General features: G+C 67.4%; 16 protein-coding genes and 1 pseudogene. 9 read left to right on the top strand and 8 right to left on the bottom strand.

Annotated elements, in window-relative coordinates; genetic code table 11:
* Positions 1-789: a GntR family transcriptional regulator gene (locus RT697_RS16960; RefSeq protein ID WP_313700404.1), complete on the top strand. Its 789-nt coding sequence runs from the start codon at positions 1-3 to the stop codon at positions 787-789.
* Between the two features lie 22 nt (positions 790-811).
* Here RT697_RS16960 and RT697_RS16955 read toward each other — a convergent pair whose 3' ends face one another.
* On the bottom strand, positions 812-1,204 hold the full coding sequence (locus RT697_RS16955) for a fluoride efflux transporter CrcB (RefSeq protein WP_175123518.1): 393 nt from the start codon (positions 1,202-1,204) through the stop codon (positions 812-814).
* Positions 1,205-1,209: 5 nt separating this feature from the next.
* Positions 1,210-1,764, bottom strand: coding sequence for an HdeD family acid-resistance protein (locus tag RT697_RS16950; protein ID WP_056562763.1), 555 nt, complete (start codon positions 1,762-1,764; stop codon positions 1,210-1,212).
* Positions 1,765-1,965: 201 nt separating this feature from the next.
* On the opposite strand from RT697_RS16950, the gene RT697_RS16945 reads away from it, so the two are divergent.
* From RT697_RS16945 to RT697_RS16925, 5 genes are read left to right on the top strand one after another with little or no spacing between them, the layout of a single operon-like run.
* Positions 1,966-2,592 carry a PepSY-associated TM helix domain-containing protein gene (locus tag RT697_RS16945; protein WP_313700402.1) on the top strand — a complete coding sequence of 209 codons (627 nt, stop codon included), beginning with the start codon at positions 1,966-1,968 and terminating at the stop codon, positions 2,590-2,592.
* A gap of 27 nt (positions 2,593-2,619) precedes the next feature.
* The gene (locus RT697_RS16940; RefSeq protein ID WP_313700401.1) at positions 2,620-3,135 is read left to right on the top strand and encodes a DUF2271 domain-containing protein; all 516 of its coding nucleotides are present in this window, start codon (positions 2,620-2,622) and stop codon (positions 3,133-3,135) included.
* 44 nt (positions 3,136-3,179) lie between these two features.
* Positions 3,180-3,980, top strand: coding sequence for a DUF4198 domain-containing protein (locus RT697_RS16935; protein WP_313700399.1), 801 nt, complete (start codon positions 3,180-3,182; stop codon positions 3,978-3,980).
* Between the two features lie 15 nt (positions 3,981-3,995).
* Positions 3,996-5,012 (top strand): FAD:protein FMN transferase, encoded by a 1,017-nt coding sequence (locus RT697_RS16930; RefSeq protein ID WP_409517450.1) that lies wholly within the window; start codon positions 3,996-3,998, stop codon positions 5,010-5,012.
* Positions 5,013-5,018: 6 nt separating this feature from the next.
* A complete protein-coding gene (locus tag RT697_RS16925) occupies positions 5,019-6,395 on the top strand; it encodes a sulfite reductase subunit alpha (RefSeq protein WP_313700398.1) in 1,377 nt (458 codons plus the stop codon).
* Between the two features lie 33 nt (positions 6,396-6,428).
* On the opposite strand, the gene RT697_RS16920 is transcribed toward RT697_RS16925, so the two are convergent.
* Both RT697_RS16920 and RT697_RS16915 read right to left on the bottom strand, forming a co-directional pair.
* Positions 6,429-7,388 carry a tripartite tricarboxylate transporter substrate binding protein BugE gene (locus RT697_RS16920; RefSeq protein WP_313700396.1) on the bottom strand — a complete coding sequence of 320 codons (960 nt, stop codon included), beginning with the start codon at positions 7,386-7,388 and terminating at the stop codon, positions 6,429-6,431.
* Positions 7,389-7,416: 28 nt separating this feature from the next.
* Positions 7,417-8,874 (bottom strand): D-aminoacylase, encoded by a 1,458-nt coding sequence (locus RT697_RS16915; protein ID WP_313700394.1) that lies wholly within the window; start codon positions 8,872-8,874, stop codon positions 7,417-7,419.
* A gap of 89 nt (positions 8,875-8,963) precedes the next feature.
* On the opposite strand from RT697_RS16915, the gene RT697_RS16910 reads away from it, so the two are divergent.
* Complete coding sequence (locus RT697_RS16910) at positions 8,964-9,929, top strand: LysR family transcriptional regulator (RefSeq protein WP_313700392.1); 966 nt, start codon at positions 8,964-8,966, stop codon at positions 9,927-9,929.
* 282 nt (positions 9,930-10,211) lie between these two features.
* Here RT697_RS16910 and RT697_RS16905 read toward each other — a convergent pair.
* The 3 genes and pseudogenes from RT697_RS16905 to RT697_RS16895 all read right to left on the bottom strand — a co-directional run bounded on the left by RT697_RS16905 (position 10,212) and on the right by RT697_RS16895 (position 12,731).
* Positions 10,212-10,618 (bottom strand): annotated as a pseudogene (locus tag RT697_RS16905) (SRPBCC family protein).
* Positions 10,619-10,676: 58 nt separating this feature from the next.
* Positions 10,677-11,507: a phosphoenolpyruvate hydrolase family protein gene (locus RT697_RS16900; RefSeq protein ID WP_313700391.1), complete on the bottom strand. Its 831-nt coding sequence runs from the start codon at positions 11,505-11,507 to the stop codon at positions 10,677-10,679.
* A gap of 12 nt (positions 11,508-11,519) precedes the next feature.
* Positions 11,520-12,731 (bottom strand): Tm-1-like ATP-binding domain-containing protein, encoded by a 1,212-nt coding sequence (locus RT697_RS16895; protein ID WP_313700390.1) that lies wholly within the window; start codon positions 12,729-12,731, stop codon positions 11,520-11,522.
* Between the two features lie 161 nt (positions 12,732-12,892).
* Between RT697_RS16895 and RT697_RS16890 the strand changes: the two genes are divergently transcribed.
* Positions 12,893-13,540, top strand: coding sequence for a TetR/AcrR family transcriptional regulator (locus RT697_RS16890; RefSeq protein WP_312428832.1), 648 nt, complete (start codon positions 12,893-12,895; stop codon positions 13,538-13,540).
* A 139-nt stretch (positions 13,541-13,679) separates the two neighbouring features.
* On the top strand, positions 13,680-15,344 hold the full coding sequence (locus tag RT697_RS16885) for an S-layer protein (protein ID WP_313700389.1): 1,665 nt from the start codon (positions 13,680-13,682) through the stop codon (positions 15,342-15,344).
* A 121-nt stretch (positions 15,345-15,465) separates the two neighbouring features.
* On the opposite strand, the gene clpB is transcribed toward RT697_RS16885, so the two are convergent.
* Positions 15,466-18,072, bottom strand: a complete 2,607-nt coding sequence (clpB, locus tag RT697_RS16880; protein ID WP_313700387.1) for an ATP-dependent chaperone ClpB — start codon at positions 18,070-18,072, stop codon at positions 15,466-15,468.
* Between the last annotated feature and the right edge of the window lie 38 nt (positions 18,073-18,110).

Below are 18,110 nucleotides of genomic sequence, written 5' to 3'. Positions count from 1 at the left end.
GTGCCAGACAGCCCGCTGCCGCTTTATCACAAGGTCTACCTGCTGCTGAAGCAACGGCTGGAAGCGGGCGGGTTCGCCACGGACAGGGCAATGCCCGGCGAAAACGCGCTGGCCGCCGAATTCGGCGTGTCCCGGCTGACGATACGGCGCTCGCTCGATGCCTTGGCGGCCGATGGACTCATCGAGCGGCGGCAGGGACGCGGCACGTTCGCGGCCGCGCCGGCGCAGTTTCCGGCCCCGCAGCACGGCGCGGGCATGGACGCGCTGATGGCGCACCTGGCCCGCATGGGCATGCACACGCAGGTGCGCCTGCTGGAACTGGAAACCGCGCCCGCCACGCCGCTGGTGGCGGCGCGCCTGGAACTGCCGCCGGGCACGCCCGTGCAACGCGCCGTGCGCGTGCGCAGCCACGAAGGCGAGCCGTTTTCCCACCTGACCACATTCGTGCCGGACGACATCGGCCAGCGCATCCGCCGCCAGGACCTGGACGCCAAGCCGCTCCTGGCCATCTTCCGCGACCTGGGCGTGCGCGTGGCGCGCGCCGAACAGTCGATATCCGCCGTGCTGGCCGAGCCCGGCATCGCCGAACTGCTGGACGTGCCGGTGGGATCGGCCCTGCTCAGCCTGCACCGCGTGGTGCGCGACGAGTCCGGCCGGCCGGTGGAATGGCTGCATGCCCGTTACCGGCCCGACCGCTACGAATACCGCATGAACATGCAGGCGCACGACATGCCCGGCCAACCGACGTGGCTGCCCGCCGCGGTCGCCACGCGTACTGGCGAGGCCTGATGAGGCACACGCGTCGACGCGCCTAGCGCAGCAGACTGACCGTGGCCAGCCCCGCCGCCGTCAGCGCCAGCGACCCGGCCAGACTGAAACCGGCATAGCCCAGCGCGCTGACATACGCCCCACGCTCCAGCATCGCGACGGTCTCGGCCGAAAAGGTCGAGAACGTGGTCAGCCCGCCCATGAAACCGGTAATCGCGCCCAGCCGCACCCACGCGGGCCACTCGGGATGCCCGGCCACCAGCGCCAGCACCACGCCCACCAGATAGCCGCCCGCCAGATTCACCGCCAGCGTGCCCCACGGCCACGAACCCGCATTCAGCCACAGGCCGACCAGCCAGCGGGACCACGCGCCAAGGATCGCGCCCAGGCCGACGGCCAGGAAATTCAGGGGAACCAGCGTTTGATAGGCGGACATGGAGTTCAGACGGTGCCGTGTTGTTTGAGACGCAGGGAAAAGACCAGCAGCAGTATGCCGAAGAACACGGCATAGATCCCGATCACCCACACCAGCGCCAAGGCGCCTGCACCCGGCTGCATGACCAGCATGGCGCCGAAGGCCACAGACACCAGCCCGGAAAGGCCCAGCAGCCATTCATTGCGGATGGCCTTGCGAAAGCGCACGGCGGCGATGATCTGGAACACGCCCGCCACGATCGCCCAGATGGCGATGATGTAGAGCAGGATCAGCGCGGTCAGCCCCGGCCACAGGAAGGTGACGATCCCCGCCGCCACGCCCAGCAGACCCACGATGATCAGCGCCCACAGCGGTTTGCCGTTGTCCCGGATGCGGAATCCGGCGATCAGCGCCAGCACCCCGTCCACCAGCGCGAAAGCGCCCCATACCAACACCAGCGCCGACAAGGTGATGGCCGGCATGAACATGGCCATGAACCCGAACAGGATGGCGACGACGCCGCGAAGCGCCACCCATCCCCAATGACGACCGATTTGATCCACGACTTGCTGTTGCAGCATGACGACCTCCGGTGTTTGCAAAGGGTGGCCTATCTTAGTCCCGCCAATCGGCGAACGCATCGTTCAGCGTGCGTTCAGCTGCCGTTAAAAAGGCGCTTTCCGCCGAAATCGATTGAAATTTCCGCGCGCAAAAAGGGCCTGCTTTTTTAAGAGTAATTCTCATTAAATGTTAGAATCCGGCCGCTTCCCGCCCGACATTCCATGGACACCCAACCCGCTCCCCGCCGCCGCGCCTACTGGCTCAAGACACTGCATCAGTGGCACTGGATCAGCTCCGCGCTCTGCCTGCTGGGGATGCTGTTGTTCGCGGTGACGGGGCTGACGCTGAACAACGCGTCGCACATCGAATCGAAGGCCGTGGTGACCAGCCGCGAGGCCCGTCTGCCCGATGCCATCCTGAAGCAGCTCGCTGCCGCGCCCACGGCAAAAAAGGCGCCCTTGCCTGCACCGGTCGCCGCGTGGCTGGACGAAACGCTCGACGCCTCGACAACCGGCAAGACCGCCGAGTGGTCGCCCGACGAGGTCTACCTGTCGCTGCCCCGCGCGGGCGGCGATGCCTGGCTGTCCATCGACCGCGCCAGCGGCGACATCGAATACGAGCGCACCGACCGCGGCTGGGTCTCCTACCTGAACGACCTGCACAAGGGCCGCAACACGGGGCTGGCGTGGAGCTGGTTCCTGGACATCTTCGCCGTCGCCTGTCTGGTCTTCTCGCTGACCGGACTGGTGCTGCTCAAGATGCACGCCGGCAACCGCAGCGCAACCTGGCCGATGGTCGGGCTGGGCGTTGTGATTCCGCTGGTGCTGGCGCTGCTTTTCATTCACTGATTCCATCGATACGCCCTGGAGATTTCCATGCGCAAGTTGCTGTTGCCGGCGCTGCTCGCCGGCCTGATCGCCCGAACGGCCCATGCCGCAGACATCGGCCTGTCCATCGAGGTGCCGCGTCTGGACGTGGCCGAATACCACCGCCCGTACGTGGCGATCTGGATCGAAAACCCCGACCAGAGCGTGGCCACCGACCTGGCCGTCTGGTACGACGTGGCCAAGAAGAACAACGAAGGCACCGAGTGGCTCAAGGACATGCGCCAGTGGTGGCGCCGCAGCGGCCGCAATCAGCAGTTCCCGGTGGATGGCGTCAGCGGCGCGACCAAGCCCGTGGGCAAGCATGCGCTGTCGTTTGACGCGGCCAGCAAGCCGCTCGCGCAGCTCAAGCCCGGCCAGTACGCGGTGGTGATCGAGGCCGCACGCGAAGTCGGCGGCCGCGAACTGGTGCGCATCCCCTTCCAATGGCCGCCGCAAAAGGCCGAGCAGCTGAGCGCGCGCGGCGAACACGAACTGGGCGCCATCGCGCTCGACCTCAAACCTTGATCGGCCTCGTGACGAGCCCCTTTAGAAACGCAAGGAACGCAACGATGAAATCCGCCGCCAAACTGGCCGCCGCCCTGGCGCTGTGCCTGCCCTTCGCCGCTCACGCCCATGACGTCTGGATCGTGCCGTCCTCGACGGTGCTGTCGGGCACCGACAGCTGGATCACCGTGGACGCCGCGGTCGGCAACGACAAGTTCTACTTCAACCACGCGCCGCTGCGCCTGGACGGCCTGACCGTCACCGCGCCGGACGGCAATGCCGCCGAAGCCGAGAACATCAACCGCGGCAAGCTGCGCAGCACGTTCGACCTGCAGTTGAAGCAAGCCGGCACCTACCGCGTTGCCGTGGTCAACGACGGCGTGTTCGCACGCTGGAAGGAAGACGGCAAGAACAAGCGCTACTTCGGCAAGGTCGAGGGCATGGCGCAGGCCGTGCCGGCCAAGGCCGACGAGCTTGAAGTCTCGCAAAGCCTGGGCCGCGTCGAGACCTTCGTCACTGCTGGCAAGCCCTCGGCCGTCAAGCCTGTGGGCCGCGGCCTGGAGCTGGCGCCCGTGACGCACCCGAACGACCTCTTCACGGACGAAGCCGCCACGTTCCAGATGCTGCTGGACGGCAAGCCCGCCGCGGACCTGGACGTGAACGTGGTGCCCGGCGGCAGCCGCTATCGCGACAAGGTCGGCGAAATCCAGTTGAAGACCGACAAGGACGGCAAGTTCTCGGTGAAGTGGCCGCAGCCCGGCCTGTACTGGATCGAAGCCGGCATGGAAGACGCCAAGGTCACGGTGCCGCAGGCCAAGAAGCGCCGCCTGTCGTACGCCGGCACCGTCGAAGTGCTGCAACCGTAAGGCATAGGCGCGCGCGTGGCGACCTCCCCTTCCTTCGCACCGCGCAACGCGGCGGCGCCGGCCGTTCGCGTTGCCTATGGCACGATGCCGGCACGCCCGGCCGCGCTGGCCGGCGCCACCATGGGCACCACCTGGTCCGCGCGCCTCGCGTTGCCCGCGGGCGTGACGGAAGCGTCGGCACGGCTAGGCATCCAGGCCGCGCTGGACCAGGTGGTCGCGCAGATGAGCACCTGGGAAGCGGACTCGGACATCACGCGCTACAACCGGGCCGAGCCCGGCTGGCAGGCACTGCCGCCCGAGTTCTTCCACGTGCTGCGTCATGCGCTGACGCTGGCAGAGGACAGCGGCGGCGCCTACGATCCCACCGTGGGGCCGCTGGTCAACGCCTGGGGTTTCGGGCCGCACCAGCGCGCCTTCGAACCGCCCTCGCCCGCCGCCATCCAGACTGCGCGTGATCGCTGCGGCTGGCGGCGTGTGCCGCTGGACGAAGACCGCCGCGCGGCCTGGCAGCCCGGCGGCGTCTATCTGGACCTGTCGTCCATCGCCAAGGGGTACGGCGTGGACCGCGCGGCGATGGCGCTGGATGCCTTGGGCATCACCGATTATCTGGTCGAAGTCGGCGGCGAATTGCGCGCCCGCGGCAAGCGTCCAGACGGACAACCCTGGCGCGTGGCCATCGAGGTCCCCGACGCCAGCGACGACCATGCGCTGGCCTTGCCGCTGAACCACTGCAGCATCGCCACGTCGGGCGACTACCGGCGCCACGCCGGCGACGGCGATGCGCGCTACGCCCACACGATCGACCCGCGCACCGGCCACCCGGTGCGCAACGCGGTGGCCTCGGTGACGGTGCTGCACCCCGTCTGCATGCAGGCCGACGCGCTGGCCACCGTACTGACAGTGCTGGGCGAAGCCGAGGGGCTGGCCTATGCGCGCCGCCATGCACTGGCGGCGCTGTTCCTCGTGCGTGGCGAGGACGCCTGGCGCGTTGTGGCCACGCCGCAATTCGAGGCCCTGGCCCTGGCCACCTGAATGCTCATGTTGCATACCCGGTTGATCGCGGCAACGTGCGTGGTGCTGGCCTGGCTGCTGCTGTGCCTGTGGGCCTGGCAACGCGCCCGCCGCCAGCATGCGCAACACGCGCTGGCGCTGCACGCGCTCAGTGCACCCGCGTCCGAAGACGCCCTGCTGGTGGCCTACGCCAGCCAGACCGGCTACGCCGAGTCGCTGGCCGTGCAGACCGCCGACTCTCTTCGTGCCGGCGGTTTGACCGTGCGCGTCGCCTCGCTGGATCAACTGGACCTTCAACGCCTGACCGCGTACCGGCGATTGCTGTTTGTCGTCAGCACCTACGGCGAGGGCGACCCGCCCGATGCGGCCGCGGCCTTTGCCGGCCAGATGCAAGCGACGCCGCAAGGCGCCGCGCTGGCGGGCGTGCAGTATGCCATCCTGGCGCTCGGCGACAGTGAATACGCGCAGTTTTGCGGCTTTGGCCACCGGTTGAACGACTGGCTGCACGCGCAAGGCGCGACGCCGCTATTTGATCTGGTCGAAGTCGACAACGACGACGCGGCCGCATTGCGCCATTGGCAGCATCACCTGGGCCTGCTGGCCGGCCGCAGCGATTTGCCCGATTGGGAAGCGCCCGTCTACGACACCTGGCGCCTGGCCGGCCGGACACTGCTGAATCCCGGCAGCCAGGGCGGCCCTTGCTACCTGCTGACGCTGACGCCGCCGGCTGACGACGCGGCCGCATGGCAGGCGGGCGACATCGCCGAAATCGGTCCCCGGCGCGAACGCGGCGGCGCGTTGCAGGCGCATCGCGAATACTCCATCGCTTCCTTGCCCGAGGACGGCGCCATCCAGCTGCTGGTGCGCCAGATGCGAGGCGCGGACGGCGCGCTGGGCCTGGGCAGCGGCTGGCTCACGCACGTTGCGCAGACCGGCGACGAGATCGCCCTGCGCGTGCGCACGAACCGCAATTTCCATCCGCCGGCTGACGACCGGCCGCTGATCCTGATCGGCAACGGCACCGGGCTTGCGGGCTTGCGCGCGCTGATCAAGGCGCGCCGCGCCGCCGGCCACCGCCGCAACTGGCTGGTCTTTGGCGAGCGCAATGCCGCCTGCGACGCGTTCTGCGGTGACGAGATCGACGCGTGGCGGCAAGACGGCACATTGGAACGCGTGGATGCGGCATTTTCACGCGATCAGGCCGAGCGCCGCTATGTGCAGCACTGCCTGCGCGACCAAGCGGATGGCGTGCGCGCCTGGATGGACGCCGGCGCCGCCGTGTATGTGTGCGGCAGCCTGCAAGGCATGGCGGGCGGCGTGGATGCCGCGCTGCAGGACATCCTGGGCGCGGACCGCCTGCAAGCCCTGCAGCATGTAGGCCGCTACCGGCGCGATGTGTACTGAAGACGCGCCAGCGCTTTTGCGTGTCGCAGGCCCTTACTGCAGCTTGATCTGCGCGCGCTCGATCACCGTCTTCCAGCGATCGCGCTCGGTGCTGATCTGCTCGCCGAACTGCGCCGGCGTGTTGCCCAGCGGGAACGCGCCCGTCTCTTCCATCTTTGCCGCCGTCGCCGGATCGCGCACCGCTCGGGCAAAGGCGTCCGCCAGCTTGTCGCGCACGTCGGCCGGCATGTTGGCCGGACCCACCACGCCGTACCAGGCGGTCACGTCGTAGTCCTTGTAGCCCTGCTCGGCAAAGGTCGGCACGTCCGGCAGTCGCGGATTGCGCGCCGTTCCGGTAATCGCCAACGGTTTGAGGTGATTGCTCTTCACGTACGGCAGCGACGACGGGAAGTTGTCGAAGATCACCGGCACCACGCCGCCCACCGTGTCGGTCAGCGCCGGCGCCGAACCGCGATACGAAATGCTGTTCATCTTGCCGCCGATGATCTGCAGGAACCAGATCATGCCCAGGTCGTTCACGCCGCCCGCGCCCGCGTTCGCGTAGCCGTCCTTGCCGGGATTGGCGCGCACGTGGGTCACGAACTCGGCCAGCGTCTTGGCCGGAAAGTTCGGATTCACGCTGAGGATGTTGGGGCTGGTCACCAAATTGCTGATCGGCGTGAAGTCCTTGACCGGGTCATAGGCCAGGTTGGGAAACAGGTGCGGCGCCGTGCCGTGCGTGCTGACGGTGGCCAGACCCACGGTGTAGCCGTCCGGCTTGGCGCGCGCGGTGGCCGTCATGCCGATGGTGCCCGACGCGCCGGTGCGGTTCTCCACCACGATCTGCTGGCCCAGGATCTCGCCCGCCTTGGCTGCGGCCACGCGGCCGACGATGTCGGTCGGGCCGCCCGCCGGGAACGGCACGATCAGCGTGATGGGGCGGTCGGGAAAGGCGGCGTGGGCGGCCGGCAGCGAGGCGGCCAGCGCGAGGGCGGCGCAAGTCTTGCGGAACATGATGGTGGATCTCCTGGTACGGCTGTTGTTATGGAAGGGGTTGGGCCGCGGCCTGATCGCGGCAAAGAATGCGGCCGGGCCGCGGCATGTCTGCCGTGGCCGGAAAAACGGGCGAGCCATTGACGAGCACGTGCTCCACGCCCGCAGATGCAAGCGTCGGCGCTTCCCATGTCGCGCGATCAATCACTGTCTCAGGGTCGAACACGACAAGGTCCGCACACGCGCCCACGGCAACCCGGCCACGGTCCGCCAGCCCGAAGACGCGGGCCGGCAACGCGGTCATCTTGGCCACCGCCGCCTCCAGCGTCACGAGCTGCGCCTCGCGCACATACCGGCCCAGCACCCGCGTGAAGCTGCCCCACAACCGGGGATGCGGATGCGCGTCGTTGGGCAGACCGTCGGATCCGACCATGCAGCATTCGTGCTGAAAGATGCGGCGGACTTCGTTCTCGTCCATCGCAAAATAGATCGCCCCGGCCGGACACAGGCGTTCGGCCGCCGTCGTCTTGTCGCAGCCCCAGCGCGCCGCGATGTCGCTCAGGTACTCGCCGTTGCACTCAGGATGCGGCGTCGACCACGTGATGCGGATGTCGTCGATGGTGTCGGCGCGCTCCGGGATCAGGATGGTGGAGCTGCCGGGATACGGGTAGATGTCCAGCGCCACGTCCACGCCCTCGGCGCGGGCGCGGTCGATGTTGGCGAGCGTGGCGGCGCTCTTGCCCCAGTTGCGCGGCATCATGCACTTGTGATGCGACAGCACAGTGGCGCAGCCGGTGTTGCGGCCGATGGCCAGCACCTCGTCGACAGCCGCCTCGACCGTGTCGCCCTCGTTGCGGATATGGCTCGTGTGCATCGCGCCGCGCGCCGCCGCCACGCGCGCCAACCCCTCCAGTTCGGGTGGCTGCGCCATCCCTCCCGGCTGATAGGCCAGACCGGTGCTGAAGCCCACGGCGCCCGCCTCCAGCGCCTCGGCCAGCATCTGCTGCATGGCGGCTTGCTCGTCGGGCGTAGGCTGCGCGGTGGGATCGCGCATCGCGGCAAGACGCAGGTTGGCGTGGCCCACCAGCGCGGCCACGTTGATGACAGGCTGACGCTCGCGCAGCTCGTCGAAATAGTGCGTCATGCTGGCAAAAAGCGGCGTCTCGCCCAACAGCGCCAGCGCCGCCGCAGTGTTGCCCGGCAGCGGCGCGGGCGCGCCGCTGACGCCGCAATTGCCCACCACGACCGAGGTGATGCCCTGGCTGGTCTTCCAGGCCAGGTCTGGCTTTTCCACAAACATCAGGTCGTCGTGACCATGCACATCGATGAAGCCGGGCGCCACGATCTTGCCGGCGGCGTTCACGCGCCTGGCCGCGGGCGCCTTCGACAGGTCGCCGATCGCCGCAATGCGCTCGCCCGCCACGCCCACGTCGGCGCGCCGCCGCGGACCGCCCAGCCCGTCGATGAGCCAACCGCCTTCGATGATCAGATCCAAAGTCCCCTGCATGCTGTTCCTGCCTTGGTGAAGGACCTAGTATCGTCCGCGCGATCAATCTGGAAAAATTGTTTTTATTGATCCATCTATCGCGTTTTGAAATGCATCGCCTGCCCAAGCACGTCACCTTGAAGCACCTGACCGCCTTTGTCGCGGTGGCCCAGGAGTCCAGCTTCACGCACGCCGCAAAGCGCCTGTTCCAGACGCAATCGTCAGTGACCAGCCTGGTGCGCCAGCTTGAAGACGCGCTGGGCACCCAGCTCTTTGCGCGCACCAGCCGGCGCGTGCTGCTGACGCCGGCCGGCGAGGAATTCCTGCCGCGCGTCATGCGGCTGCTGGCGGATTTCGACGGTGTGATCGAGGACGTGGTGCGTTTCGGCGCGCTGGAACGCGGACGGGTGGGCGTGGCGGCCGCGCCGTCGGCCATCACGCAGCTCATCGCGCCCGCCGCCGCCGTGTTCGCGGCGCAGTATCCGGCGGTGCGGCTTTATCTCAGCGACGACAATTCCGGGCGCATCCAGCGCAAGGTGGCCGCGCGCGAGGTCGATTTCGGTCTGACCAGCCGCTGGGCCGACGCCCCCGGCTTGCAATTCGACGCCTTGCTGGAAGACCGCTTCGGCGTGCTCTACCGGCAGGACGACGGCTCCCTGCGCCCGGGACGCGACGGCGCGATGCGCTGGTCGGACCTGTCCGGCCGCAAGCTGGTGGGCGTGGTGGATGAAACGGGCATCATGGCGCTGCTGCGCGCCCGCGCCGATCTGCCGATCGAGGCGGCGGCGCCGTTCTATGAGGCGTCCAGCACCACATCGCAGGCGGCGCTGGTCAAGGCAGGAATAGGCGTGGCGCTGCTGCCGGCGCTGGCCGCGCAACGCGTGATGGAGCCGGGGCTGGCCTACGCGCTGCTGGCGCGGCCCACCGTGGTGCGTACGCTGTGCATCATCCGCAACAAGGAATATCCGCTCAGCCCGGCCGCACAGGCGCTGATCGCGTCAATCCACGACTACCTGCGCACGGCCCAACTGCCAGCAGGCTGCCGCCGCCTGGCCGCTGCGCGGCAGAAGCACTAGGTGTGCGGATGTCACCACGCGCTGATCGGCGCCGCCAATGCCATCAGGTGTCTGACACCCTAGCTACGCTGGCCATCAGGTGTCTGACACCCTAGGTACGCTGCCGCAAGCTCAAGCCAATCTCACCAGGGTGTCAGACACCGTGGGAGACACTGCCTCAACAGGGTGTCAGACACCGTCGGGACACCGTCTGCAAAACTTGCAAGGTGTCTGACACCCCTGAAGTGCTGCCGCAAGCTCGTTCCGATCTCAACCGGGTGTCAGACACCGTCCTGCAAGGCATCAATCACCCGCCCGAAGCCTCTCCTCCAACGCCGCCAATCCCGCCGCAAACACGTTCTGCCCGACCGCCGCTGCCACATCGCTCAACGGCGCACCCTCGACGCGGAAATCGGCCGCAGCGACACGCCCGCCACATAATCACGCATCGGCAGGTCGGTTTCGATGATCGAGTACCGCAACTCGGTATTCGGATCGTCCAGCATCAGCAGTTGCTCCCGCACGAACCCCGACGGCCTGAGCGTCAGATGCCGCACCGAGCCCACCGCGTCATGGCGGCCGCCTTCTTCCAGCCGGCTCTCTGCGACGCCAGGATGCCAACCGCCAAGGCCGTTGAAATCGCGGAACAGCGGCCAGACCTTGTCCAGCGGCGCGTGGATGACAGCGGTGATGTGTACGGTATGCGGCATATGGGCTCCGTTAAACGCAATGCGCGTCGAATCAGGCGAAAAACTGCAGCGATGCGGATCAGAAAGTCAGGTTCTTGAATTCGCGCGTGGCGGCCGTCAAGGCCTGCTCGGTGGGCAGGCGCTCCATCGAGCTGGCGCCATAAAACCCGTGGCAATGCTTGCACGCGCGCAGCACGTGGGCCGCATCCTCGGGCGTCGCAATCGGGCCACCGTGGCACAGCACGATGATATCCGGGCGCACCGCCAGCGCGGCCTCGGCAATACGGTCGATGGCGCCAACGCAATCGTCCAGCGTCAGCGCGGTCTCGGCGCCGATGGACCCGCCGGTGGTCAGCCCCATGTGCGCCACGATGATATCCGCCCCCGCCCGCGCCATGGCCACGGCGTCGTCCTCGTTGAAGACGTACGGCGTCGTCAGCATGCCCTTCTTGTGCGCCAGACGGATCATGTCGACTTCCAGCGCATAGCCCATGCCGGTCTCTTCAAGATTCGCGCGGAAGTTGCCGTCGATGAGGCCGACGGTGGGAAAGTTCTGCACGCCGGCAAAGCCCTGGCGCTTCAGATCGTCCAGGAACACGTCGAAATCGCAGAACGGGTCGGTGCCGTTCACGCCGGCCAGCACCGGCGTCTTCTTGACCACCGGCAGCACTTCGCGGCCCATGTCCACGACGATCTCGTTGGCGTTGCCGTACGCCAGCAGACCCGCGAGCGAGCCGCGGCCGGCCATGCGATAGCGCCCCGAGTTGTAGATCACGATGAGGTCGATGCCGCCCGCTTCCTCGCACTTGGCAGACAGCCCGGTTCCCGCGCCCCCGCCCACGATGGGCGCGCGCGCGCGCACCATGGCGCGAAACTTGTCCAGCAGTTCGTTACGGTCAAAGCGCGGCATGGCGGCAATCCTTCAATGTGCGGCAATTTCAAGAAAGTGGTCGACCGCCGTCCTGGCGAACAGCGGATCGTTGATGTGGCAAGGCACGCGGATCAGGCGGCGGGCCGCCGTCGGCCGCAGGTTGGCCTCCAGCGCGGCAAACAGCGCGGCGTCGGCCTCCGGATCCCAGAACGCCTGGCCCGGCGCATCCAGCGCGGACACGCCGCCCTCGGGGATCAAAAAGCGCACCGGGCCGTCGCAGCGGTTCAGCCGGTCGGCGATCCATTCACCCTGCCGCGTGTTTTCCTCGGCGGTGGTGCGCATCAGCGTGACCTGCGGGTTGTGGGGATAGAAGCGGCGGTTGCGGTAGCGGTCGGGCACGGTGTCCATCGCGCCGAAGTTCACCATGTCCAGCGCGCCGCACGACCCGACATACGGCGCGCCCGTGCGCGCCACCGCGCCGAACCGGTCATCGGTGCAGGCCAGCACCCCGCCGAACAGCAGATCGCAGACTTCAGTAGTGGTCAGGTCCAGCACGCCCGCGAGCAGACGGCTGTCCAGCAGCTTTTCCATCGACTGCCCGCCCGTGCCCGTGGCATGGAACACCAGGCAGTCGAATTGCGATTCCAGAAGCGGCGTGACCTGCTGCACGCAGGCGGTCGTGACCCCGAACATGGTGATGCCCACCGCCGGCCGGCCATCGTCAGCCGCCGCGGCCGACGCCTGACGGAACGCGCCGCCAATGGCGCCGGCCGCATTGGCCAGCACGCGGCGCGAGATGCGGTTCAGGCCCGCGACGTCGGTCACGGAATACATCATCGCGATATCCGACGGCCCCACATACGGCGCGACATTGCCCGACGCCATCGTGGACACCATCACCTTGGGCGTGCCGATGGGCAGCGCGCGCATCGCCGGCGTGATGAGCGCCGTGCCGCCGGAACCGCCCAGACCCAGCAGCGCGCCGATTTCCGCGTTGCCGGCGGCGTAGCGCTCGAACGCCAGGGCCATGGCCGCAATCGCCGTGCCCCGGTCGCCCGTGAAGACCGCCGCAGCGCCTTCCGGGTGGCTGCGCGCGACCTCTTGCGCCGAGACCTGCGCGGCGCTGGGCGCGCCCGAGGTCGAGACATCCACCGACACCACGTCCAGCCCCTCGCGCCGGAGCAGATCCGCCACGTACTCGGCCTCTTGGCCCTTGGTGTCGTAGGTCGCGGCGACAAAGACCCGCTGCTTGGTATGCGTCATGACTCCTCCGCGGGCGGCTACACTGCGTGCGCGCCTCGATATGTGAGGCCAAAGGCCAGTAGAATCCAGAAATGAGACGAAAGAATCATACTGAGACACCTGTCTCACGTCAAACCGAAACCCCTGCCCGCAAGGCGCCCTCGGCAGCGGCCGGCACGAAGCTGATCGCCCCCGCCAGCCCGCAAGCGGCCGCCAGCGGCGAACCCCCGCACGGGCCGCGCGCCCGGATGCGCAAAACCCTGCTCGACGCCGCCCAGCAATTGATGGCGCAAGGCGTCACGCCTTCGGTCGCCGAGCTGGCCGAACACGCGCACGTCTCGCGCGCCACCGCCTACCGCTACTTTCCCAGCCAGAGCGCGCTGATCGCCGCCGTGGTGGACGAAAGCCTGGGACCCATCCTCGCCTGGAATTCCGACGCGCCCGACGCGGCAGCGCGGGTCGACGAATTGCTGCGCTTCGCGTATCCGCGCCTGGCGGCGCACGAGGCGCCGCTGCGCGCCGCCATTCAGGTGTCGCTGCAACAGCATGCGCAGGCCAGCGCCGGCAAGGCGGGCGCCGAACCGCAACTGGTGCGCGGCCACCGCGTCGACATCCTCAGGCGCGCCATCGCGCCCCTGGCCGCCGACCTGACGCCCGCGCAGCAGGACCGCGTCGCGCAGGCGCTGTCGCTGGTGTATGGCACCGAAGTGTTCCTGGTGCTCAAGGACATCTGGAAGCTTGACCTTCCCGAAGTCACCGACGTCGTCCGCTGGACGGCCAACGCCATCATCACGCAGGCGCTGTCCGAAGCCCGAGCGAAGAAAAAATAACTGCTGAAGGCAACTGCCCGGCGCACGGAAAACCACATCCGGCGCGCCACTGTCATTCCCACGTCATTCCCCGCCCGCATAGTTGCGCGCTTTGCGGCATTGCGTGTTGCGTGCCGACATGACGTTGGAGTGTTTTTAGATGCAGTTCGAAGTATCCCGCCTGCGGCGAGCCATCATGCCCTTGTCGCTGGCTTGCGTGACCCTGTTGAGCGCTTGCGGTGGCAGCGATGACGATGACGAGACGGCCGCCCCCGCGCCGACGCCGCCCGTCGTGACCGACCCCACGCCACCCGAAGAGCAACCCAAGCCGGTCGAAACGGGCGCGTGGTCCACGGGCGATCTGCACGTGCACACGTTCCAGTCGGACGACGCGCAGGTCAGCCTGGAAAGCGCGCTGGATCAGGCGTTCGACCGCTACAAGCTGGACTGGGCCGCCATCTCGAACCATCTGCGCCTGTCCGCCCGCGACCATACCGGCGTCAACCTGCCCGGCGGATCGATTCCCTTCTCGCAAGGCATGGCGCAGTACGAAGTGCCTTACATCAAGCAGGCGCAAGCGGCTGGCCGCTACGCCGGCAAGATCATCTTCTCGTCGTTCGAATGGGACATGCCCACGCACGACCACGTGAACATCGGCATCGGCTACAACGATCCGCAGTCGCCCAAGTCGCTGGAGGCCGTGGCCGAGTTCGAATACCTGTTCACCAATCGCGACCCCAACCTGTTCGACCCGCTGTTGGTCTCGCGCCTGTCCGGCGAAACGCGCGCCTACACCACGCACGCCGACTCGCTGGCCGCGCTGAAGTGGCTGCGCGACAAGTACCCCGACAGCTACATGCTGCTGAACCACCCGTCGCGCTACGCGGGCAAGTACACCATCGCCCAACTGCGCGAGATGAACGACCTGGCCCCGAGCGTCTTCTTCGCCATCGAAGGCATGGTGGGCAACCAGATGGAACCGGACCGTGGCGGCTACGCCACCGCCTACACCAACACCTTCCTGCCCAACCGCACCTATGGCGGCGCCGATTACCTGGTCGCGCACCTGGGCGGCACGTGGGACGCGTTGCTGGGCGAAGGCCGCCGCATCTGGAACGTGGCCGATTCGGACTACCACTTCCGCACCAGCCAAGGGCTGTACAGCAGCGGCTACGCGCCCGGCGAATACTCCAAGACGTACGTCTGGAAGGACGGCGACGACATGGCGGCCGTGGTCACGGGCCTGAAGAGCGGCCGCATGTTCGGCGTCTTCGGCGACCTGATCGACGCGTTGGACTTCCAGGCCAAGGGCGCGGCCGGCGCCGCGCACATGGGCGGCGAACTCCAGGCAGCCAAGGGTGAAACGGTCGAGGTCACCATCCGCTTCCGCAGCCCCGAGCGCAACAACTACGAGTACCCGATCGAAAGCGGCAACCCGACCTACGTCAAGCCCACCGTGAACCACGTGGACCTGATCGTGGGCGACGTGACCGAGCGCGCCGAGCCCGGCACCCCGGAGTACGACGCCGACACCAACCCCACGACGCGCGTGCTGGCCCGCTTCACCAAGGCCGACTGGAAGGTGGACGAGGACGGCTACAACGTCATCACGACCACGATCACCGCCGACAAGAGCCAGTACCTGCGCCTGCGCGGCACCAATCTTGGCGTGGACGTGGCCGGCGAAACCGCAGCGGGCGAACCGCTGCCGGACGCCAAGGTCGATTTTGCCGACAACGCGGCGCGCTTCAACGCGATCAATGCCCGCAACTACAACGACCTGTGGTTCTACTCGAACCCGGTGTTCGTGACGGTCGCGAAGTGATGTGATTGCCCTGTGCCGCGCCGATCTTTCCGGCGCGGCGGCGCGGCGGCGCTACGGCGCCACGGCGCAGGCAAGAAAATGCCCGGCTTATAAGCCGGGCATTTTGCTTATCGCAGCGCGATCACTGCAACGTGCGGGTGAAGACGAACTGGCCGTCCTGCCAGTCCACCGGCACCACGTCGCGCGGGCCGAACCTGCCTTCCAGGATCAGGCGCGCCACGGGGTTCTCGATCTGCTGCTGGATCGCGCGCTTCAAGGGGCGCGCGCCAAACACCGGATCGAAGCCGGAGCGGGCCAGTTCCGCCAGCGCCGGTTCCGTCACTTCCAGCCGCATCTCCTGCTTTTCCAGGCGTTCGCCCAGACGGCGAAGCTGGATGCGGGCGATGGACTCGATGTGCTGCGCTTCCAGGCCATGGAACACCACCACTTCGTCGATGCGGTTCAGGAATTCGGGCCGCAGCGTCTGCTTCAGTTCGTCCCACACCACTTCCTTGACCACGTCGTACGGCTGGCCGGCCAGCGTCTGGATATGGTGCGAACCCAGGTTCGACGTCATGACGATCACCGTGTTGCGGAAGTCGACGGTGCGGCCCTGGCCATCGGTCAGGCGGCCGTCGTCCAGCACTTGCAGCAGCACGTTGAACACGTCCGGGTGCGCCTTTTCGACTTCGTCCAGCAGCACCACGCTGTAAGGCTTGCGCCGCACGGCCTCGGTCAGGTAGCCGCCCTCTTCGTAGCCCACGTATCCCGGCGGCGCGCCGATCAGCCGCGCCACCGAATGCTTCTCCATGAACTCGCTCATGTCGATGCGGATCATGTGCTCTTCAGAGTCGAACAGGAACTCGGCGAGCGCACGCGTCAGCTCGGTCTTGCCCACGCCGGTGGGGCCCAGGAACAGGAACGACCCATACGGGCGGGCCGGATCCGCAAGACCCGCACGCGAACGGCGGATGGCGTCGGACACGAGGCGCACGGCCTCGTCCTGGCCCACCACGCGCTTGTGCAGGAACTCTTCCATGTGCAGCAGCTTCTCGCGCTCGCCCTGCATCATCTTCGACACCGGAATGCCGGTGGCGCGCGACACGACTTCGGCGATTTCCTCGGCGCCGACACGCGTGCGCAAGAGGCGCGGACGCGACTCGTCGCCTTCGGCGTTTTCAGCGGCCTCGGCGGCGCCCACCTCGGCGGCCTTCAGGCGTGCCTCAAGGTCGGGCAGCTTGCCGTATTGCAGCTCGGCCAGCTTGTCGAATTGGCCCTTGCGCTGCAATTCAGCCATTTCGGCGCGCACGCTGTCGATCTCTTCCTTGATGGCTTGCGTGCCTTGCACCGCCGCCTTCTCGGCCTTCCAGATTTCCTCGAAGTCGTTGTATTCCCGCTGCAGCTTCTGCAGCTCGTCCTCGATGACGCCCAGGCGGCGCTTGGACGCGTCGTCCGTTTCCTTCTTGACGGCCTCGCGCTCGATCTTGAGCTGAATGATGCGACGGTCCAGCTTGTCCATCACTTCCGGCTTGGAGTCGATCTCCATGCGGATGCGCGCACCGGCCTCGTCGATCAGGTCGATGGCCTTGTCCGGCAGGAAGCGGTCCGTGATGTAGCGGTGCGACAGCTCGGCAGCCGCGACGATGGCCGGGTCGGTGATCTCGACACCGTGGTGGATTTCGTAGCGTTCCTGCAGGCCGCGCAGAATGGCGATGGTGGACTCCACATCGGGTTCGTCGACCAGCACCTTCTGGAAGCGCCGCTCAAGCGCCGCGTCCTTCTCGATGTACTTGCGGTATTCGTCCAACGTGGTGGCGCCGATGCAGTGCAGCTCGCCGCGCGCGAGCGCCGGCTTGAGCATGTTGCCCGCGTCCATCGCGCCTTCGGCCTTGCCCGCGCCCACCATGGTGTGCAGCTCGTCGATGAACACGATGTTGCGGCCGTCGTCCTGGCCCAGCTCTTTCAGCACGGCCTTCAGTCGTTCTTCGAATTCACCGCGGAACTTGGCGCCCGCCAGCAGCGCGGCCAGGTCCAGCGACAGCACGCGCTTGCCGCGCAGGCTTTCCGGCACTTCATCGTTGACGATGCGCTGCGCCAGGCCTTCGACGATGGCGGTCTTGCCGACGCCGGGTTCGCCGATCAGCACGGGATTGTTCTTGGTGCGGCGCTGCAGGATCTGGATGGTGCGGCGGATCTCGTCGTCGCGGCCGATGACCGGATCCAGCTTGCCCTGGCGGGCGCGCTCGGTCAGGTCCAGCGTGTATTTGGACAGGGCTTCGCGGTTGGCTTCGCCTTCCGCGCCCGAGACGTTCTCGCCGCCGCGCACGGCGTCGATCGCGGCTTCAAGGGCCTTTTTCTGCAGGCCCGCGTCGCGCAGGATGCGGCCGGCTTCACCCTTGTCGTCGGCCAGCGCCAGCAGGAAGAGTTCGCTGGCGATGTAGGTGTCGCCGCGGCGGGCGGCTTCCTTGTCGGTGCGGGTCAGCACGCCCTGCAGATCGCGGCCCACCTGGACGTTGTCTTCGCCCTGCACCTGCGGCAAACCCTTCAGGGCGGACTCCAGGGCCGGACCCAGGCGGTTGACCGCCACGCCGGCACGCGCCAGCAAACTGCCCGCGCCGCTGTCGGAATCCGACAACAGGGCGGACAGCACGTGGACGGGTTCGATGTAGGGATGGTCGTTGCGGGCGGCCAGACTTTGCGCGTCGGCCAGCGCTTGTTGGAACTTGGTCGTAAGTTTGTCGAATCGCATAATGGTCGTATTGGCTTGTGGGGAGCCTGACCGATCCG

Origin of the sequence: Achromobacter sp., assembly GCF_032113835.1 — a bacterium.
Lineage (GTDB): Bacteria > Pseudomonadota > Gammaproteobacteria > Burkholderiales > Burkholderiaceae_B > Achromobacter.
Note: the sequence above shows the minus strand (reverse complement) of the source record. Positions and strands in the feature narration are given on the sequence as shown.

What these genes read in the sequence shown, in the direction of transcription:
- RT697_RS16955 (WP_175123518.1), bottom strand. Translation starts at nt 1,204, where the DNA reads ATGTCCGCCTATCAAACGCTGGTTCCCCTGAATTTCCTGGCCGTCGGC.
- RT697_RS16950 (WP_056562763.1), bottom strand. Translation starts at nt 1,764, where the DNA reads ATGCTGCAACAGCAAGTCGTGGATCAAATCGGTCGTCATTGGGGATGG.
- RT697_RS16945 (WP_313700402.1), top strand. Translation starts at nt 1,966, where the DNA reads ATGGACACCCAACCCGCTCCCCGCCGCCGCGCCTACTGGCTCAAGACA.
- RT697_RS16940 (WP_313700401.1), top strand. Translation starts at nt 2,620, where the DNA reads ATGCGCAAGTTGCTGTTGCCGGCGCTGCTCGCCGGCCTGATCGCCCGA.
- RT697_RS16935 (WP_313700399.1), top strand. Translation starts at nt 3,180, where the DNA reads ATGAAATCCGCCGCCAAACTGGCCGCCGCCCTGGCGCTGTGCCTGCCC.
- RT697_RS16925 (WP_313700398.1), top strand. Translation starts at nt 5,019, where the DNA reads ATGTTGCATACCCGGTTGATCGCGGCAACGTGCGTGGTGCTGGCCTGG.
- RT697_RS16920 (WP_313700396.1), bottom strand. Translation starts at nt 7,388, where the DNA reads ATGTTCCGCAAGACTTGCGCCGCCCTCGCGCTGGCCGCCTCGCTGCCG.
- RT697_RS16915 (WP_313700394.1), bottom strand. Translation starts at nt 8,874, where the DNA reads ATGCAGGGGACTTTGGATCTGATCATCGAAGGCGGTTGGCTCATCGAC.
- RT697_RS16910 (WP_313700392.1), top strand. Translation starts at nt 8,964, where the DNA reads ATGCATCGCCTGCCCAAGCACGTCACCTTGAAGCACCTGACCGCCTTT.
- RT697_RS16900 (WP_313700391.1), bottom strand. Translation starts at nt 11,507, where the DNA reads ATGCCGCGCTTTGACCGTAACGAACTGCTGGACAAGTTTCGCGCCATG.
- RT697_RS16895 (WP_313700390.1), bottom strand. Translation starts at nt 12,731, where the DNA reads ATGACGCATACCAAGCAGCGGGTCTTTGTCGCCGCGACCTACGACACC.
- RT697_RS16885 (WP_313700389.1), top strand. Translation starts at nt 13,680, where the DNA reads ATGCAGTTCGAAGTATCCCGCCTGCGGCGAGCCATCATGCCCTTGTCG.
- clpB (WP_313700387.1), bottom strand. Translation starts at nt 18,072, where the DNA reads ATGCGATTCGACAAACTTACGACCAAGTTCCAACAAGCGCTGGCCGAC.